General features: G+C 66.6%; 19 protein-coding genes. 14 read left to right on the top strand and 5 right to left on the bottom strand.

Annotated elements, in window-relative coordinates:
* Positions 1-35 precede the first annotated feature (35 nt).
* The 4 genes from AC3RXZ_RS03070 (at position 36) to AC3RXZ_RS03055 (ending at position 3,131) form a co-directional block, all read left to right on the top strand.
* The gene (locus AC3RXZ_RS03070) at positions 36-362 is read left to right on the top strand and encodes a DUF2469 family protein (RefSeq protein WP_243225393.1); all 327 of its coding nucleotides are present in this window, start codon (positions 36-38) and stop codon (positions 360-362) included.
* 104 nt (positions 363-466) lie between these two features.
* Complete coding sequence (locus AC3RXZ_RS03065) at positions 467-829, top strand: YraN family protein (protein WP_491493130.1); 363 nt, start codon at positions 467-469, stop codon at positions 827-829.
* Positions 826-2,358 (top strand): YifB family Mg chelatase-like AAA ATPase, encoded by a 1,533-nt coding sequence (locus AC3RXZ_RS03060; RefSeq protein ID WP_491493129.1) that lies wholly within the window; start codon positions 826-828, stop codon positions 2,356-2,358. Before AC3RXZ_RS03065 ends, AC3RXZ_RS03060 begins: the two co-directional genes overlap by 4 nt.
* Complete coding sequence (locus AC3RXZ_RS03055; RefSeq protein ID WP_491493128.1) at positions 2,355-3,131, top strand: DNA-processing protein DprA; 777 nt, start codon at positions 2,355-2,357, stop codon at positions 3,129-3,131. The genes AC3RXZ_RS03060 and AC3RXZ_RS03055 overlap by 4 nt, the downstream gene beginning before the upstream one ends.
* Before the next feature lie 8 nt (positions 3,132-3,139).
* Here AC3RXZ_RS03055 and AC3RXZ_RS03050 read toward each other — a convergent pair whose 3' ends face one another.
* A complete protein-coding gene (locus AC3RXZ_RS03050; RefSeq protein WP_491493127.1) occupies positions 3,140-3,319 on the bottom strand; it encodes a hypothetical protein in 180 nt (59 codons plus the stop codon).
* Between the two features lie 48 nt (positions 3,320-3,367).
* Between AC3RXZ_RS03050 and AC3RXZ_RS03045 the strand changes: the two genes are divergently transcribed.
* From AC3RXZ_RS03045 to AC3RXZ_RS03020, 6 genes are all read left to right on the top strand, one after another.
* Entirely contained in the window at positions 3,368-4,003 is a 636-nt protein-coding gene (locus AC3RXZ_RS03045; RefSeq protein ID WP_491493126.1) for a hypothetical protein, read from the top strand.
* Positions 4,004-4,175: 172 nt separating this feature from the next.
* Positions 4,176-4,874 (top strand): hypothetical protein, encoded by a 699-nt coding sequence (locus AC3RXZ_RS03040; RefSeq protein ID WP_491493125.1) that lies wholly within the window; start codon positions 4,176-4,178, stop codon positions 4,872-4,874.
* A 271-nt stretch (positions 4,875-5,145) separates the two neighbouring features.
* A complete protein-coding gene (locus AC3RXZ_RS03035; protein ID WP_491493124.1) occupies positions 5,146-5,601 on the top strand; it encodes a hypothetical protein in 456 nt (151 codons plus the stop codon).
* Positions 5,598-6,002 (top strand): hypothetical protein, encoded by a 405-nt coding sequence (locus AC3RXZ_RS03030; RefSeq protein ID WP_491493123.1) that lies wholly within the window; start codon positions 5,598-5,600, stop codon positions 6,000-6,002. The genes AC3RXZ_RS03035 and AC3RXZ_RS03030 overlap by 4 nt, the downstream gene beginning before the upstream one ends.
* Positions 6,003-6,645: 643 nt before the next feature.
* Entirely contained in the window at positions 6,646-7,266 is a 621-nt protein-coding gene (locus AC3RXZ_RS03025; protein ID WP_491493122.1) for a recombinase family protein, read from the top strand.
* Between the two features lie 78 nt (positions 7,267-7,344).
* Entirely contained in the window at positions 7,345-7,770 is a 426-nt protein-coding gene (locus AC3RXZ_RS03020) for a hypothetical protein (RefSeq protein WP_491493121.1), read from the top strand.
* Positions 7,771-8,115: 345 nt separating this feature from the next.
* On the opposite strand, the gene AC3RXZ_RS03015 is transcribed toward AC3RXZ_RS03020, so the two are convergent.
* Positions 8,116-9,525: a recombinase family protein gene (locus tag AC3RXZ_RS03015; RefSeq protein ID WP_491493120.1), complete on the bottom strand. Its 1,410-nt coding sequence runs from the start codon at positions 9,523-9,525 to the stop codon at positions 8,116-8,118.
* Between the two features lie 39 nt (positions 9,526-9,564).
* On the opposite strand from AC3RXZ_RS03015, the gene AC3RXZ_RS03010 reads away from it, so the two are divergent.
* A complete protein-coding gene (locus tag AC3RXZ_RS03010; RefSeq protein ID WP_491493119.1) occupies positions 9,565-10,005 on the top strand; it encodes a DNA-processing protein DprA in 441 nt (146 codons plus the stop codon).
* Here the strand turns inward: AC3RXZ_RS03010 and AC3RXZ_RS03005 are convergent.
* Positions 9,990-10,646, bottom strand: a complete 657-nt coding sequence (locus tag AC3RXZ_RS03005) for a response regulator transcription factor (RefSeq protein ID WP_243225413.1) — start codon at positions 10,644-10,646, stop codon at positions 9,990-9,992. The two genes, AC3RXZ_RS03010 and AC3RXZ_RS03005, sit on opposite strands and share 16 nt — an antisense overlap.
* A 3-nt stretch (positions 10,647-10,649) precedes the next feature.
* On the bottom strand, positions 10,650-12,164 hold the full coding sequence (locus AC3RXZ_RS03000; protein ID WP_243225416.1) for a sensor histidine kinase: 1,515 nt from the start codon (positions 12,162-12,164) through the stop codon (positions 10,650-10,652).
* Between the two features lie 90 nt (positions 12,165-12,254).
* Here AC3RXZ_RS03000 and AC3RXZ_RS02995 point away from each other — a divergent pair, with 90 nt between their 5' ends.
* The 3 genes from AC3RXZ_RS02995 (at position 12,255) to AC3RXZ_RS02985 (ending at position 14,852) form a co-directional block, all read left to right on the top strand.
* Positions 12,255-13,484, top strand: a complete 1,230-nt coding sequence (locus tag AC3RXZ_RS02995) for a phosphotransferase (protein ID WP_283818071.1) — start codon at positions 12,255-12,257, stop codon at positions 13,482-13,484.
* The gene (locus AC3RXZ_RS02990) at positions 13,481-13,879 is read left to right on the top strand and encodes a hypothetical protein (RefSeq protein ID WP_243225421.1); all 399 of its coding nucleotides are present in this window, start codon (positions 13,481-13,483) and stop codon (positions 13,877-13,879) included. The genes AC3RXZ_RS02995 and AC3RXZ_RS02990 overlap by 4 nt, the downstream gene beginning before the upstream one ends.
* Positions 13,880-13,949: 70 nt before the next feature.
* Positions 13,950-14,852, top strand: coding sequence for a tyrosine recombinase XerC (locus AC3RXZ_RS02985; protein WP_491493118.1), 903 nt, complete (start codon positions 13,950-13,952; stop codon positions 14,850-14,852).
* Positions 14,853-14,873: 21 nt separating this feature from the next.
* On the opposite strand, the gene AC3RXZ_RS02980 is transcribed toward AC3RXZ_RS02985, so the two are convergent.
* Complete coding sequence (locus tag AC3RXZ_RS02980; RefSeq protein WP_243225423.1) at positions 14,874-15,467, bottom strand: murein hydrolase activator EnvC family protein; 594 nt, start codon at positions 15,465-15,467, stop codon at positions 14,874-14,876.
* Positions 15,468-15,539: the final 72 nt, after the last annotated feature.

The following is a 15,539-nucleotide window of genomic DNA, read 5'->3' as shown; positions in this document are numbered from 1 at the left end:
CGCGCAACCGCCCGGCCTCGTAGGATGGACACATCATGGATGAGGAAGCCTTCGACGACTACGACCGCGAACTCGAACTCGCGCTGTTCCGCGAGTACCGGGACGTCGTCTCGCAGTTCCAGTACGTCGTCGAGACGGAGCGGCGCTTCTACCTCGCGAACGAGGTCAACGTCGTGCGCCGCGACACCGAACACGACTTCTACTTCGAGATCTCCATGAGCGACGTCTGGGTGTGGGACATCTACCGCGCGGACCGGTTCGTGAAGGCCGTGCGCGTGCTGACGTTCAAGGACGTCAACGTCGAGGAGCTCCAGCGGCGCGAGTTCGAGCTGCCGGAAGAGCTCTCACTCGACGGCAAGTGACCCGCTCTGCACAGCGCGGCGTCTGAGGGGAATACTCCCCAGGTGCCGTAGGGCGTGCGCTTCGCCGCGCGCGCACGTGCGGTGTGAGCGGCGATGCTGTCCGCATGGCAGCGAAGGACGATCTCGGCAGGTCGGGGGAGGCGCGCGCGGTCGCGCACCTCGGCGACCGCGGCTACTCGATCCTGGACCGCAACTGGCGCTGTCCCGCCGGTGAGGTGGACATCGTCGCCTCGCACCGCGGCATGCTCTGCGTGGTCGAGGTCAAGACGCGCACCTCACTGCGCTACGGGCACCCGTTCGAGGCCCTGGACGAGCGCAAGATCCGGCGGCTGTGGCGACTCGCGCACGCCTGGATCGAAGCGCACCCGGGCCTCGCGGTGCACTCGCGGGTCCGGCTCGAGGCGATCGGGATCGTCGGCGCCGATCCGCGCACGGGGACGCTGGAGCACCTGGTGGATCTGCGATGAGCGCGGTGCGCACCTGGGCGGTCGCACTGACCGGCGTGGACGGGCACATGGTCGAGGTCGAGGCGGACCTGTCTAACCAGCGCCCGGACTTCCGCATCATCGGCCTCGCCGACCGGTCACTCGGCGAAGCCACGCAGCGCGTGCACAACGCCTGCAAGAACGCGGGGCTGGAACTGTCGTCTCGACGTCTCACGGTCAATCTCTCGCCTGCGAGCCTGCCCAAGCAGGGGTCCGCGTTCGACCTCGGCGTCGCCGTGTCGGCCCTGGCGACGAGCGGGTCACTGGATGCCGGCTCGATCGGCCGGACCGTGCATATCGGTGAACTCGGGCTGGACGGACGGCTGCGCCCCGTCCCCGGCGTGCTGCCGTCGGTCTTCGCGGCGCAGCGGGCCGGATTCGAGCGCGTGGTCGTCCCGCACGCGAACGCCGACGAAGCCCGCCTCGTCGCCGACATCGAGGTGCGCGCGGCGACGACGCTCGCCGAGGTCGCGGCATGGCACGGCGCCGACGTCGAGATCCCGGACGTCGATCCGATCCCGGGTCCCGCGAACGCGGATCAGAAGGACTCCGTGGCGGTCGACCTGTCGGACGTCATCGGGCAGGAGGAGGCCGTCGACGCGCTGCTCACCGCGGCCGCTGGCGGGCACCACCTCCTGATGAGCGGCCCGCCCGGCGCGGGGAAGACGATGCTCGCACGGCGCCTGCCCGGCATCCTGCCCGAGCTCACCGAGGCGGAAGCGCTCGAAGTCGCCTCGATCCGCTCGCTGGCAGGGCTGCCCGTGGCGGCACTCGATCGTGTGCCGCCGCTGGAGACTCCGCACCACAGCGCCTCGTCGATGGCCCTCGTCAGCGGCGGTTCGCGCGTGCCCCGTCCCGGTGCCATCGTGCGCGCCCACCGCGGTCTGCTCTTCCTCGACGAAGCCGCCGAGTTCAGCAGGCAGGCGCTGGACTCGCTCCGCCAGCCGCTGGAGTCCGGGACGGTCGACATCCAGCGCGCCGGATTCACTGCGCGGTTCCCGGCCCGGTTCCAGCTCGTTCTCGCGATGAACCCCTGCCCGTGCGGCAACTACGGCGTGCGCGGCGCGGAGTGCACGTGTCCGCCGATCGCGATCCGGCGCTACGCGTCCCGGCTGTCCGGTCCGCTGCGTGACCGGATCGACATCGATCTGCAGGTCGCCAGGGTCGCCGCCTCCCGCGCGACGTCCGGGGAGCGCACGGCGCCGACCTCGCAGGTCGCACGGGACCGTGTCGCCGAGGCGCGGGCGCGGGCCGCAGCGCGCTGGCGTGACACGCCGTGGCGCGTGAACGCCGACGTCCCCGGCACCTGGCTGCGCCAGGGCACGCATCGTCTGGCGGCCGACCACCGTGCGCCCCTGGACCGGGCGCTGGAACGCGGTGCGCTCACGCTCCGCGGCTACGACCGGGTCCTGCGGCTCGCCTGGACGGTCGCCGACCTCGCGGGCCTGGACCGCCCAGGGCGGGAGGAGATCGGACGCGCGCTGTTCCTGAAGAGAGGACTGATCACATGATGGAGGCACTGAGACGCCGTTCGGATCTGCTGGGGCTCGTACGGCGCCTGCGACCGGATGCGGATGCCGACGAGGTCCTGGCACGGGCGGCGTGGTCCGTGGTCGCCGAGCCCGGAGACGGCACCGCCGGGGCGCTCATCGCGGGCCTCGGTGCGGTGGGTGCTCTGACGGCGGCCCTCGCGGATGTGCGTCGTCCGCGAGCCGAGGCCGCGGCGATCGACGCGCTCGGGGGAGCCGGTGGGGCGAAGCTGCTGCGCGTCGCGCGGGAGCGCTGGCGGCCCCGGGCCGACGTCGAGTCCGTCCGGGCGGCGCTCGGCACGGCCTCCGAGATCGGCGCGCGCCTGCTGATGCCGGACGGGCCGGACTGGCCGTCCGCGCTCGACGATCTCGGCGAGCATGCTCCGGTGCTGCTGTGGGTGCGCGGCGACCCGGCGCATCTCGCGCGACGACCGAGCGTCGCGGTCGTCGGCGCGCGTGCGGCCAGCTCGTACGGCGAATCCGTGACGGCGGAACTGGCCGGCGATCTGGCCGCGGCGGGTGCCCTCGTCGTCTCGGGCGGCGCGTACGGGATCGACGGAGTCGCCCACCGCGCGGCTCTCGGCGTCGGCGGCACGACAGTCGCGTTCCTCGCAGGAGGGATCGATCGCGCGTACCCCGTTGGCCACCACCAGTTGTTCGAGCGGATCATCGAACGCGGAGCGGTCGCGGCCGAGGTGCCCTGCGGGACGGCGCCGACGAAATGGCGCTTCCTGGCGCGTAAACCTACGCCATGATACTTAGCTCAAAACGCGCGCCTCGCCACATCATTCATCTCTTCGCGAATCACAGCTTTCAGTGCTCGCTCGACCTCACCAATCGCCGTGTCAAGGTCAGGGGCCGGGGTCACGCGGAGTTGCCCTTGCTGGCTCTTCGCTAGCTCGTACTCTGCCAGTGCATCAAGAAACCGCTTCGTTGCGCTCATGAGGCCCACTCTAACTAGCGGTGTGAGTTTTGGTCGATAAGTAAGACCATGCCACGACACAGAAAAGTCCCCGACTTCGACTCCAGCCCGTACGCCGCCCTCCTCGCAGACGCCCGCCGCGCGTTCCTCCTCGACACCGACTACGCCGTCCGGATCGCCGAGGATGCGGCCGCGATGAAGACGCTCGCCGAGAACCGAGAGGACCCGGAACAACTCCGGGCCGACATCCTTCGATTGCACAACGCGGGCGCGGGAACGAACGAGATTCAGCGGGTCCTTCATACGAACCGGACGCTCATCGCGGAAGTCGTCGGCGATGAGCCTGAGAAGCCGTCAGAGGCCCGTACAGCGCCCATCGTGCCCAGGGATGACCGGATGCCTCAGGAGCGCCCTGTGATCCCCTCAAAGCGGCTGAAGACGTGGAAGCCGGAACCGCTCACAGAGGATGATCCGCGCCACGGCACCAATGCCGGGTACGCGTCTTACGGCTGTCGCTGTCCTAGATGCATCGACGCGCGGAAGATGTACCGGGCCGAGCGGAAAGCAAATCCCGCAGGGCGCGCCGCGAAGGCCGAACACGGCACAAACAGCAAATATGCAAGGGGCTGTCGTTGCAATAAATGCCGCACTGCCGCCACCGAATGGGCGCGCGAATACCGGCGACGCAGTTCGGACCAAGAATAGTGGTTCAGGTTTTGGACGATTGTAGTTTTGAGACGTATAAGGTCTCATGCGGATTGTCGGAAACCGTGTCACGAGTGTGAGCCGGCCGGGTTGCGTTTTCCATCTTTCTCCGCACGGCTGGCTCACCACTCCCCTCCGACAAGGGAGCAAAGAGAAGATGGAAACTAGAAAAATGGCGAAGCCAACGTCAAAGACGGCAACAACTGACCCACAAGCGTTGAGCGCGATGGAGTTTAGGAAGTTCCTTGAGTACTTCCCTGACTACATTCTCAAGGCTAAGAGCATCCCCGGTGGAGCGTTCTGGGGAGTAGGCATGGCCCTAGCACAACACATCGACTACGCGACCGGTGAGAAGAGTCGACTGAGTCAAAGAGGCATCGCGTCGATTGCACGCACGACGCCGCGCACCGCTCGCCGAGTTCTCGCGTTCCTCAAGGAAAATGGCGTCATTGTCGTCGCTGATCGACAGCGCCGAAACGGCAAGGAATCTGAGAACTACACGTTCAGAAAATCGCCACTCGTGCGACAGGTGCTGGATAACGCGAATCAGCATTGGAAGCCTGAGAGCACCACGACTGGTGCTCAAGAACAGCAGTCTTCTAGTCCGCAACTGGTGTCCTCGGACCCCAGCACTGGTGCTTCAGAACTACAGACTGGTGCCCCAGAACCACAGACTGGTGCTCCAGAGCCAATGATAAGAACACAAGATCGAAAGATCGAAAAGAACGGCTCGGATGAATCCTCGCCCGCGCCTGCCGTCGCTCAGCCTACGGCACGCGACGGCGCGACAGCTGAAGAAGATGAAAATGCGCTCCCAGACCTGGACTGGATCAATGAGGAGCAATGGTCCTTCCTGACGCAGGAACTCTAGTTTTCATCGAACACTTGATATGTGAAGCAGTGGCCCGCAAAATCGTTCCAAAAATGTCTCAATATGTGGGCCATAGTGGGAACATATGTGCTCTAATTGTATTAGAGAGGTTTTTTGGTTTGGCGATCATTTCATCCCTCTCTACCCCGAGAAGAGGGGTTAAGCATTCACTCATCCAGCCCCTCTTCTCTCTACTGTTTTCAAGGAAGTGATAAACGTGGGTCGCCCTCATACAATCAAGAATCATCCGCAACGCACGCGGATTGATTCGATGATTGCGGACAACGTACCCGTTTCGGTAATCGCCCGAGAGATGGGCCTTGCAAAAAGTACACTCGCGAGATACGCAAGTCTCACTACTTCAGAGTTGGTCCGCATCGTGGACGATCAGCCGGGCATGACGGACGTGTTGACCCGCCTGGTAGAGACGGCAGAACACGCGCGACTGCTCAGACGCCAGGCCAAGGTCAACGGTTCACCGGTTGCACAGAGCCGCGCGATCAAAGGCGAGGCCGAAATTCTCTCCAAGCTGCTAAGCGAACTCGGGGTTGATGACGTGGGGGTAGCGCAGTTCGTGGAGGAAGCCGAAGCCCTCGCGCTGGGAATTCGGACCTTCGTCCGGACGTACCCGGACAGCGCTCGGGACTTGCTTCAGGTCCTCAACGAGAACCCAGAGACACAGCTACTTGCGGATGCGCTCCGCACTCAGATCGGCAGGACAGCATGAATAACAAGAAACCCGAGACCGTCAAGATCACCGTCCTCACATCAGGACTACAGGTGCCACATGACGACTTCGCGAGCCGAACCGCTCTCCGGGGTGAGGTTCTTGAGATTGATCGCGCGACAACACTAGACCGCCATGGTGCATCTTGGCTCGATCTAGACGATGCGGCCCAGGAAGCACGATGGGGAACCGTGCGGTTCCGCAAGGGCGATCATTCCGCCGGAATCAGTTTCTTGGGTGAGGACGATGAGCGCATCCGGTTTATGAGACGCGAGCGTGCGGTGTTGGCCGCTCGCAAGATCGTTGACGACGGCGAGCGTAAGGCCGAGCTTGATCGCATCAACGCTCTCTATGGCGCTTCAGACAGCGGACAGCGCACTACGAACCACTACGGAGGATGACCAATGTCTCCTACCCGTACGGCACGGTCCACGCCCCAGCAACGAGAAACCCTCAGGCGCTTGGAAACGGACCTCAGAGAGGCCTTGGAAGGCCTACCAGGCCGCTTCTGGGCCACGCGTAGTCAGACCGAGGCGTACGCAACCGTATTGGTTCACCTTCACCACTGGATTTCTTGGGAGAGCGATGATGATTGACGACAGAGAACGCGCACGACGCGACGCGAGCTTGCAAAACGAACGATCCAACGAAGCCATACGGGCTGGCTATCAGCCTCATACTTGGACCCCGGCAGAGGAAGCCGAGCTTGTTGGGAACCGCGATGCGTCCGAGCGTGACCGGATCGACCGGCTCGTTGCGGAGCAGAACGAGCGCATCCGGCGAGCCTGACCCCTAAACGCCCGAGCCGGAGTTTTCCTTCGTTTCTCCCGGCTCGGGACTTCGCGCGAGTTCTGGCCAATCGCGCGACACCGACCCCCCTCCGGCCTTCGTGAGGTCCACCGGAGGGGGTCGGCTTGTTTCAAAAGCATGATTATGGGACGCACCCGGCATCGCGGCCTGATCCCACCGACACGCCCCGATTGGCCGTCTCAAAAGTTGTTTCTGCTACTTGTCTCAAAACTCTGTAGCAGTTACAGTTGAGACATGACCACTTCCAAGGCGTTCGGCTACATCCGCGTTAGCACTGTCTCGCAGACGCTCGACCGGCAGATTGACTCGCTGACGGCGGCAGGGATCGCAGAGACAGATATCTTCTCCGACAAGATCAGCGGGGCGCGACAGTCGCGCCCTGGCCTTGATGATCTTCTCTCGCGTGTGCGCGCGGGGGATACGGTTACAGTTCACTCTCTCGACCGCCTTGGGCGTTCGGCCCTGCATGTCATGCAGACGGTTGCCGATCTTGAGGAACGCGGCGTCAAGGTCCGTTCGCTCAAGGAAGGCGAGAACATGGATGGCGCGACCGGAAAGCTCATGCGCGGCCTCATGGCGCTTGTAGCCGAGTGGGAACGTGAGATGAACGCCGAGCGCGTTGCAGAGGCCAGAGCGGCGAAGGCGGCTCGCTCCAAGGCCGGTGAGCAGGTGGCAGGACGGCCCCGTAGTGCAATGACGGAGGAGAACGTGAAGAAAGTTCTAAAGTACCGCGAAGCCGGAAACTCGATGAGGGAGATTGCCCGCCTCACCGGCCTGTCGTCGGCATCGGTTCACCGCATCCTGTCGGCCAACCTCAAGGACGTGGCTCCCTACGATCCTTCGATCCACGACTGATTGCAGAACAAGAAAGCCCCCGGCAGAGTTCGGGGGTTTCTGCATGCCCAGCGCTGTCTGCTCCCTACACTGTCCCCCATGGATTGGAAGCTAGTAGGCGAAGCCGTTTGGGAGTGGGCACCGTGGCTCATCGCCCTCCTGAGTGCCGTCCTAGGCGTACTCGGATATCTGCGTGCCAGACGTGCGGAGAAGCGAGAGAACGCTACTTACGATGCTCCACCTTGGGAGGATGCTCAGCACGTTAGCGGTGATCTGTTCACGATCAAGAACGGCTCGACTCGCGATGTCATCGTGACGGCAGTGGAGGCCGATCCAGTGGAGAAAGCTACCTTGTTGGAGTTCCGTCAGAGTTTTCCGTACGCCATCTACGCCGGTGACTCGCTTGAAGTCCTTTCCCGTGCGCGTCACACGCTCAGCCGCCCAAACCTCATCATCGAGTGGCAGTTCGCAGACGGTGGAAAGGTAAGAAAGAACCGTCGCATCCTGCCGAGCGTGACGCAGTGATCCTCCCGCCGCTCGACGCCGACATTCCGATGTCAGAGGGACCCGACTTTGACGGGATGAGTCCCCGGTGTCCGGAATGCCTAGTGACGATGGACTCCACAGCCACGCCACGCGGCGAGCGCTGGGAATGCCGAGATTGTGGAGCCGTCAAGCTCAGTTGAGGAACAAGAAGTACACGACAGCGAAGGCTACGGCCGCGATGGCGAGAAGAGCTAGGCCGCTCACCACGCGGCGCATCTGGTTTTCCTGCCTTACGATCACAGGGCACCGAGTGCCAGGACGGTGCTTCGTCGTTGGGCATCGCTCCGAGTACTGACACATACTGTCCTCTTCCCTTGGCTCCGCTTAGGCTATCCGCCGCTTGAGTGCGATCTTCACGCGCTCAGAGCCACGTCCGGGATGGACCACGACTGAGAAAAGGCCCTCGATCAGTTCTCGCTTCTGGTTCAACGGCAGGTCGGCGTACGCCAGCGAGGCGAGCATCCTCTGGGTACGAACCCCCGGAGGTTTGGCGGTCCAGACCTCGGCGGCCTTCCTCATCGACTGCGCGATGTCGTTGAGCACACGAGCTTGGACACTCCCCGCCGAATAGGCCTCTAGTTCCCTCTGTAGGGCCGTCTGGCGCTCTTGTAGCGGCTTTAGATGCGGAAGCAGCTGTGCCATCTTCAGGCCCTCAGAGAGGCCGCTAAGAACATCTTGGATGTCTGCCTCTGTCTGGACTAGATCGGCATTAATCGAAGTTGCGCTACGAGTCCCCGGCTCAAGGTCCACGCTGAAATTCGGGTCCAGCAGAGTTTCGACGGCCTTGGACATGATCAGCTGGTCCAGCGTCGCTTCCTTGATGCTGATGTGCCGCGTCGGCACCTTCTGGCACACGTACGAGTTCCGGAACATCACCTTCGAGTTGCATACGCCGCAGAAGGCGATACCGGATGCAACGTGCTTGACCTGTCCGCCGCTGTGGTTGAAGCCACGGTAAATCTCCGACTGACTGGCGAGCCGCGCTTGTGCGGTCATGAACGCATCCTCATCGACTAGCCGCGCGACATGCTCAGCGGCAGGGTAGGTGATGTCGCCGCTCTTCAGGATGCCCATGTATGCCGGATTGGAGAGAGTTTCCCGCACCCGGCCATTCCGCCAGCCCAACTCCTTGGCAAGAGCGTTGATCGACTCCCCGCCGATGTAGCGAGCGAAGAGCATTTTGACGACCTCGGCCTCTTCTGGATGCTCAACAGTGTTGACGATGCGGCCTATGGACTTGTCCGCGTCGAGGTAACCGAAACGGCGCTTCCCAAGGGTCGGCAGACCGGCGTCGCGGAGAGCTTCGTTTTTGCTGTTCACCCGGAGTGATGTGTTCTTGGATTCGCCGCGCGCTTGCTCCGAAAACAGGATGAGGCTCAGCCTGTGATTCTCTTCTGACGTATCCAGCCCGTCCTTCAGGAACCGGATACGACCGCCGACCTTCTCTAGGTCATCCATCATGGTTCCGATGTGGCCCGCTCCACGTCGGCTGAGCCGGTCCAGCTTCCAAACGAGAAGAGTGCGAACTTCCTTGGCCTTCAGGGCCTCTAGAGCCTGTTCGAAGTCCTTGCGCACCTTGGCCTTGTACGCGGACACTCCCGGATCGCGCCAGACCTTCCGGACAGTCCAGCCCTCCGCCTTGGCCCAAGCCCGAAGGTCTTTCTCCTGCCGCTCCATGCCGTCGGTCGTATCGTCATAGATTGACAGACGGGTGTAGAGGTCCACGAGTTCCATACGCGCCATCATGGCAGAACATTACGCGCGCGCAACCGTTTGATCGCCGCGCTCGGCGGTGCGACCGTGGTCGTCGAAGCGGGCTGGCGCAGCGGGTCGCTGAACACCGCAGGACACGCCGCATCGCTCGGCCGCCCCATCGGCGCCGTCCCCGGCCCGATCACGTCCGCCGCTTCGGCCGGATGCCATCGACTCCTGCGGGAGTACGACGCGATCTGCGTGACGACGGCCGCCGAGGTGCGCGAGCTCTGGGGAGACCATGCTCCGGCCGCACCCGACGCAGCGGTACGGCCGGATCCGGACACGACCCGACTGCTCGACGCCCTCAGCACGCGCACGGCGGTGTCGCCATATGAGATCGCGCGGCGCTCCGGGCTGGCGGTCGACCGCGTCCGTGGTCTGCTGGGGATGCTCGAACTGGACGGGGTGACGTCTCGTCGTGAGAACGGCTGGCTGAAGGAGGTTCAGACCAGCCGGTAGCCGACTCCGCGGACCGTCTCGATGCGGCCGGCGCCGAGCTTCTGGCGCAGGTAGCCGATGTACACGTCCGCGACGTTGGATCCCGGATCGAAGTCGTACCCCCACACCCGACTGAGCAGCTGCTCGCGGCTGAGCACCTGCCCGGCATTGCGCACCAGTTCCTCGGCGAGGGCGAACTCCCTGGCCGAGAGCTCGATCGCGTGATCGCCGACCCGCGCACGGCGGGTGCGGATGTCGAGGTGCAGGTCGCCATGGCTGAGCTCGGGAAGCGCCGCCGTCTCATCGCGGCGCATCCGGAGGCGGATGCGGGCCAGCAACTCGTCGAACCGGAACGGCTTGCCGAGGTAGTCGTCCGCTCCGCCCTCGAGCCCGGCGATCGTGTCGTGCAGCTCCACACGTGCCGTGAGCATGATCACGGGCATCCGCGAGCCCGACCCGCGCAGCTGCTCCAGCACATGGAAGCCGTCGAACCCGGGGAGGTTCACGTCCAGGACCATGAGGTCGAACTCGTCGGTCAACGCGAGCTCCAGTGCCTCCGGCCCGGTCGCGGCGAGGCGGGTCGCGAACCCGGCGGAGCGCAGACCCTTCTCGATGAACCCGGAGATCCGGGCTTCGTCGTCGGCGATGAGGATCGATGCCATCGTTCAGGTCTCCTCGGATGGGTGAGGCCCGGTCTGCGGTGCCGGCGTCTCGTCGGCTCGCTCCGTGCGCACGGGGAATCGGGGAATGCGCAGGGCGAACACGGCACCCGACCCTGCTGCGTCGGCGACGGTCACGCTGCCGCCGTGGGCGTGCGCGATCACCTGGACGATGTTGAGACCGAGTCCGCTGCCCGGAGCGCTCGCGTCCGTGCCGCGGTGGAATCGCTCGAACACGCGCTGCTTGTCCTTGTCGGGGACGCCGGGGCCGAAGTCCCGGACCCAGAACGTGACGGTCTCGGCATCCGCTCTGCTGCCGATCTCGATGCGTTCGCTGCCGTGCGTCACCGCGTTCTGCGCGAGCTGCAGCATCGCCTGGGTGATGCGCGCGGCGTCCAACTCGGCCACCACGTGCGCCGTCGCGACCAGGCTCGGCTCGGCACCCACGATGCCCTGTGCCTTGCGGAAGATCTGCTGGACCAGATCGGCGACGTCGACCGGCGCGGCGTTCACCGGACTCGGACCGTGCAGGGACGCCGCGCTCGCGAGGTCCTGCACCAGCCTGCCCATCCTGTCCAACTCATCCACGACGAGGGACTGCGTCTGCCGGGCGTCGGCCGGGTCGGTCGGGTCCATGACCTCGACGTGTCCGCGCACGATCGTGATCGGCGTCTTCAGCTCGTGCCCCACATCGCTGAGCAGCTCGCGCTGGGACTCCAGCGCGGCGTCCAGGCGGTCCAGCATCGCGTTCATGGTCCGCGCGAGCTCGGCCACGTCGTCGTTCCCGACCAGGGGGATGCGTTCGTCCAGCGATTGGGCCGACACGCGGTTCGCGGTCTCGCGCATCTGCCGCAGCGGGCGCAGCAGACGCGTCGCGACGACGGTCCCGGTCGCCGCGACGATGAGCACGACGATGATCGACGAGACGAGGAACGTCCGGGCGGCGCCGTCGAACTCGGCGAGCTCTGCCTCGACGTCATACGCGAGCACGAACAGGACTTCCTCGGGTGCGGGGGAGTCCGCGACCGAGATGGGTGCCGCGAGATAGCGCCACACCACACCGTCCTCCGCATACGTGCCCATGACGGGCAGGCCGTCCGTGACCTCGCCGTCCACGTAGGCGGCGAAGTCCGTCGCGGCACCGAGATCGATGTCCAGTGCCACTCCGGGCACCATGCCGATCCTGCCGTCGACCATTCCCATCGCGCCGGCGTTGTCGTCGGGACTCATCCGCTGCACGACCGCGCGCAGGGCATCGGTGGACGTCTTCCAGGGCACCGCGTCCACGCCGTCGCCGACCGAGCGGTCCCCGTCCGCGACGATGAAGCGCGCCGAGTCCAGATTCGCGCGCAACCGCGCATCGATCTCATCGAGATTCGACTGACGCTCCTCCAGAGAGACGGCGAGTCCGACCGCGAGCAGGCCCAGAGCCGTCACCGCCGTGATCGCCGCGACGATGCGGGTACGCACCGACACGCCGCGCGAGCGGCGCGGCGGGGAGTCGGCGACGGGTTCGGTCATTGTTCCAGTATCCCGAGCGCCGGGGCGCAGTCCGGTCTGACTAAGAGATGTCTCACCCAACGTCCGCGGGATCCGTGATGCAATCGAACGATGCCGAGGGAACGGACGGCCGTCGTCACGGCGGAGGAGCAGCTGATCCGCGATGCGCTGGGCGACGTGCCCGTATCGCTGATCAGCCGGGAACCGCTCGGGGCGGGGAGCGTCGCGGGCTTCACCGTGGAAGGCGCCGACCCCGCGCAGGTCTACTACGTCGACACGTCCGGCATCACGGTCGACGCCGAGACGGGTATGGCGACGGGGGAGGACCCGGCCCACCCGGAGGCGCGGGTCTGGATGCATCCGGCGGACCCGCACCTGCCGGCGCTCGCGCCGGTCGCCTACGCCCATGCCGCCGAGGTACTGCTCGACAGGCTGGGCATCCGCGCGACGGGCCCTGGTGACCTGATCGCCTACCGTCCCGGTCGCCGGGCGGTCGTGCGCATCCCCGCCGGCGAGGGGACCGTCTGGGTCAAGGTCGTCCGACCGCGTCGCGTGCGGCGCATCGTCGACGCGCACGCGGCGTGCGCGTCCGCAGGACTCCCCGTGCCCCCGGTGCGGGGATGGTCACCCGAAGGGCTGGTGGTGCTCGCCGAGGCCGAGGGGCTTCCGGCACCCATCGCGGACTGGCATCCCGCCGGGCTCATCGACGCCGTCGACCGGCTGAGGCCGCGCATCGCCGCTGTCCGGACCTCGCGCCGACTCACTCCGGTCACGGACCGGCTGGACTGGTATGCGACGCACAGCCAAGGCTCGGCCGACGCGATGGCGCTCGTCGAGCGCATCCGCGCCGGCCTCGCGACGCTCGAGCCGACAGCACCGGTCGTCGTGCACGGAGACCTGCATTTCGGACAGCTGTTCCTCAGCGGCGACACGATCACCGGGCTGATCGACGTCGATACGCTCGGCATCGGTGCTGCGGCCGAGGATCCCGCGGCGTTCGTGGCGCATGCGCTCGCGAGTGCGGAGCAGAGCCCCGCGGAAGGGCGCTCGCGACTCCGGTATCTCGCCGGCGAGGCTCTCGACCGCTGGGGAGCGGACCCTGCGGTACGCATCTACGCCGCGACGCACCTCCTCGGGCACGCCATCGCGGCGCGCGACCTCGGAGACCCGCAGCGCGAGGACGCCATGCTCGCAGGAGCGGATCGGCTGTTGCGCCAAATGAACGCATCGAACACCCGCCTAAGAACGGTCTCACGAGCGCTTTCGATTGCGCTTAGCCCGGGTGGCGACGATGGAGGAAGGACATCGGCTCTCGCCGATCGAGAAGAGGAGTGGACATGAGCAGGAAGAGATGGATCGCCTACGGAGTGACCGGAGTGGTCGGGCTCGGTGTGGTCGCCGGCGGAGCCGTCGCGACTGCCAGCACGATGGATCTGCAGACGACCGAGGGGACGGTCATCCCGGGCGGTGTCGTGACGAACCGCGGTGACGTCCTGGACACCCAGACCGTCCGGCTCCAGCAGACCGACACCTCGGTGACCGTCGTGACCGGCCCCACGGCCGCGACCGCGACGTCCGCCCCGGATCCTGTGACGTCGCCGTCGCCCACGACGCCGCCGTCCCCGCCCACCGCGCCGTCGCCGGTGACTCCGCCCACCCCCGCGACGCCGCCCACCCCGGCGAGCCCGGCGACGCAGGCGTCCCCGGCGTCAGTCGTGTCCGCCGGCACCAACTGAGTACGCGGCGACATCGCCGTACCCGGCGGGGCGACGGCGATCGACGGAGCGGACGGGTCATGCTGGAGTCATGGAGCTGTCCGCGGCCGTCGACGCCTTCGCGACGCATCTCGCCCGGGTGCGGCGGCTGTCACCGGCGACGGTGCGCGCCTATCGCGCGGACCTGAAGGATCTGATCGCATCCGCCGGGGACGTCCGGGTGGCCGACGTCGACCTGGAGACGCTGCGGGACTGGCTCTGGGCGGCGACGCAGCGCGGCGACGCGCGCAGCACGCTGGCGCGCCGTGCCGCGGCCGCGCGGTCGTTCTTCGCCTGGGCGAAGGACGAGGAACTCGTCGCCGTGGACCCCAGCCTCCGCCTGGTCTCGCCGAAGCGGGGACGAACCCTGCCGACCGTCGCCTCGCGGGACGGCATGCGCGCCCTGCTGGACGAACAACGTGCGGCGGCGGCAGGCGGCGACCCCGAGGCACTCCGCGACCACGCGATCCTCGAGATGCTTTACGCCTCGGGGATGCGCGTCTCCGAACTCTGCGGACTCGACATCGACGACCTGGACCAGGATCGTGCGACCGCTCGCGTCCTCGGCAAGGGCGCCAAGGAGCGCGTCGTGCCCTACGGGCGTCCGGCGCGCGACGCGATCGCGGCGTGGTCGACCCGGGGGCGCCCGGTGTTCTCGGCGCGCGCCGAGAACGCACCGCCTGCCGTTTTCCTGGGCGCCCGGGGCGGGCGCATCGGCCCGCGCGCGGTGTACGCCCTCGTCGCCCGGACGCTGGGCCCCGTCGTGGGAGCGGAGAACGTGGGCCCGCACGCCCTGCGCCACTCCGCAGCGACGCACCTGTTGGACGGCGGAGCGGATCTGCGTGCGGTCCAGGAGATCCTGGGTCACGCGAGCCTCGGCACGACGCAGATCTACACGCACGTGTCAGCAGAGCGGCTGACGGCGACCTACCGTCTCGCCCACCCGCGGGCGTAGTGATGCCGCGTGCGCGCGCCGTCACAGCGGTGCGCAGCACGGCAGCAGCACCGCGCGTTCCACCGGCCCGAACATGGCCATCGGATCCACGTACACTCCGTGCAGGCGCAGTCCGACATGCAGTGACCCGGGGGCTGCATGCCCGCCGCCGGCCGTCGTGCCGATCGCGTCGCCGGCACGGACCGTCGCACCGGGAGCGAGGTCCGACGCGACGGGTTCGAAGGTGGTGACCAGCCCGCCGCCGTGGTCGATCGTGATCAGCGGACGGTCCACGACCGTGCCGACGAAGGCGACCACTCCGTCCGCCGGTGCCCGGACCCGGCCGTCGTCGACCGCGATGTCGATGCCGCGGTGTCCCGGTCCATACTCGTGCGCGGGCGCGACGAACGGCTCGAGCACGGACCGAGGACCGGCGGTCGGCCAGAGCCAGTCCGCCGCCGCATCCGGAGCTTCGTCCGTCGCCGTGCCCGGATCCCGGGACCGGGCGGGTGCGTCAGCGCCGCCGGCCGGCCCGCCCGCTGCGGCGGCGGGGGAGGCCGCTCCCAGTGCGAGGACCAGCACGATGGATGCGACGAACACTCTGCGGAGGCGTCGGCGATGCGGTCGCAGTGTCATCACCCCATCGTGGGACACCGGGGCTCGACCGGTCAGCACGATCCCCGCATCAGTGCATGATCCGCAGGAAGA

It is taken from the genome of Microbacterium cucumeris (assembly GCF_058349845.2).
The sequence above is the reverse complement of the archived record's forward strand: the minus strand, read 5'-3'. Positions and strand labels throughout refer to the sequence as shown.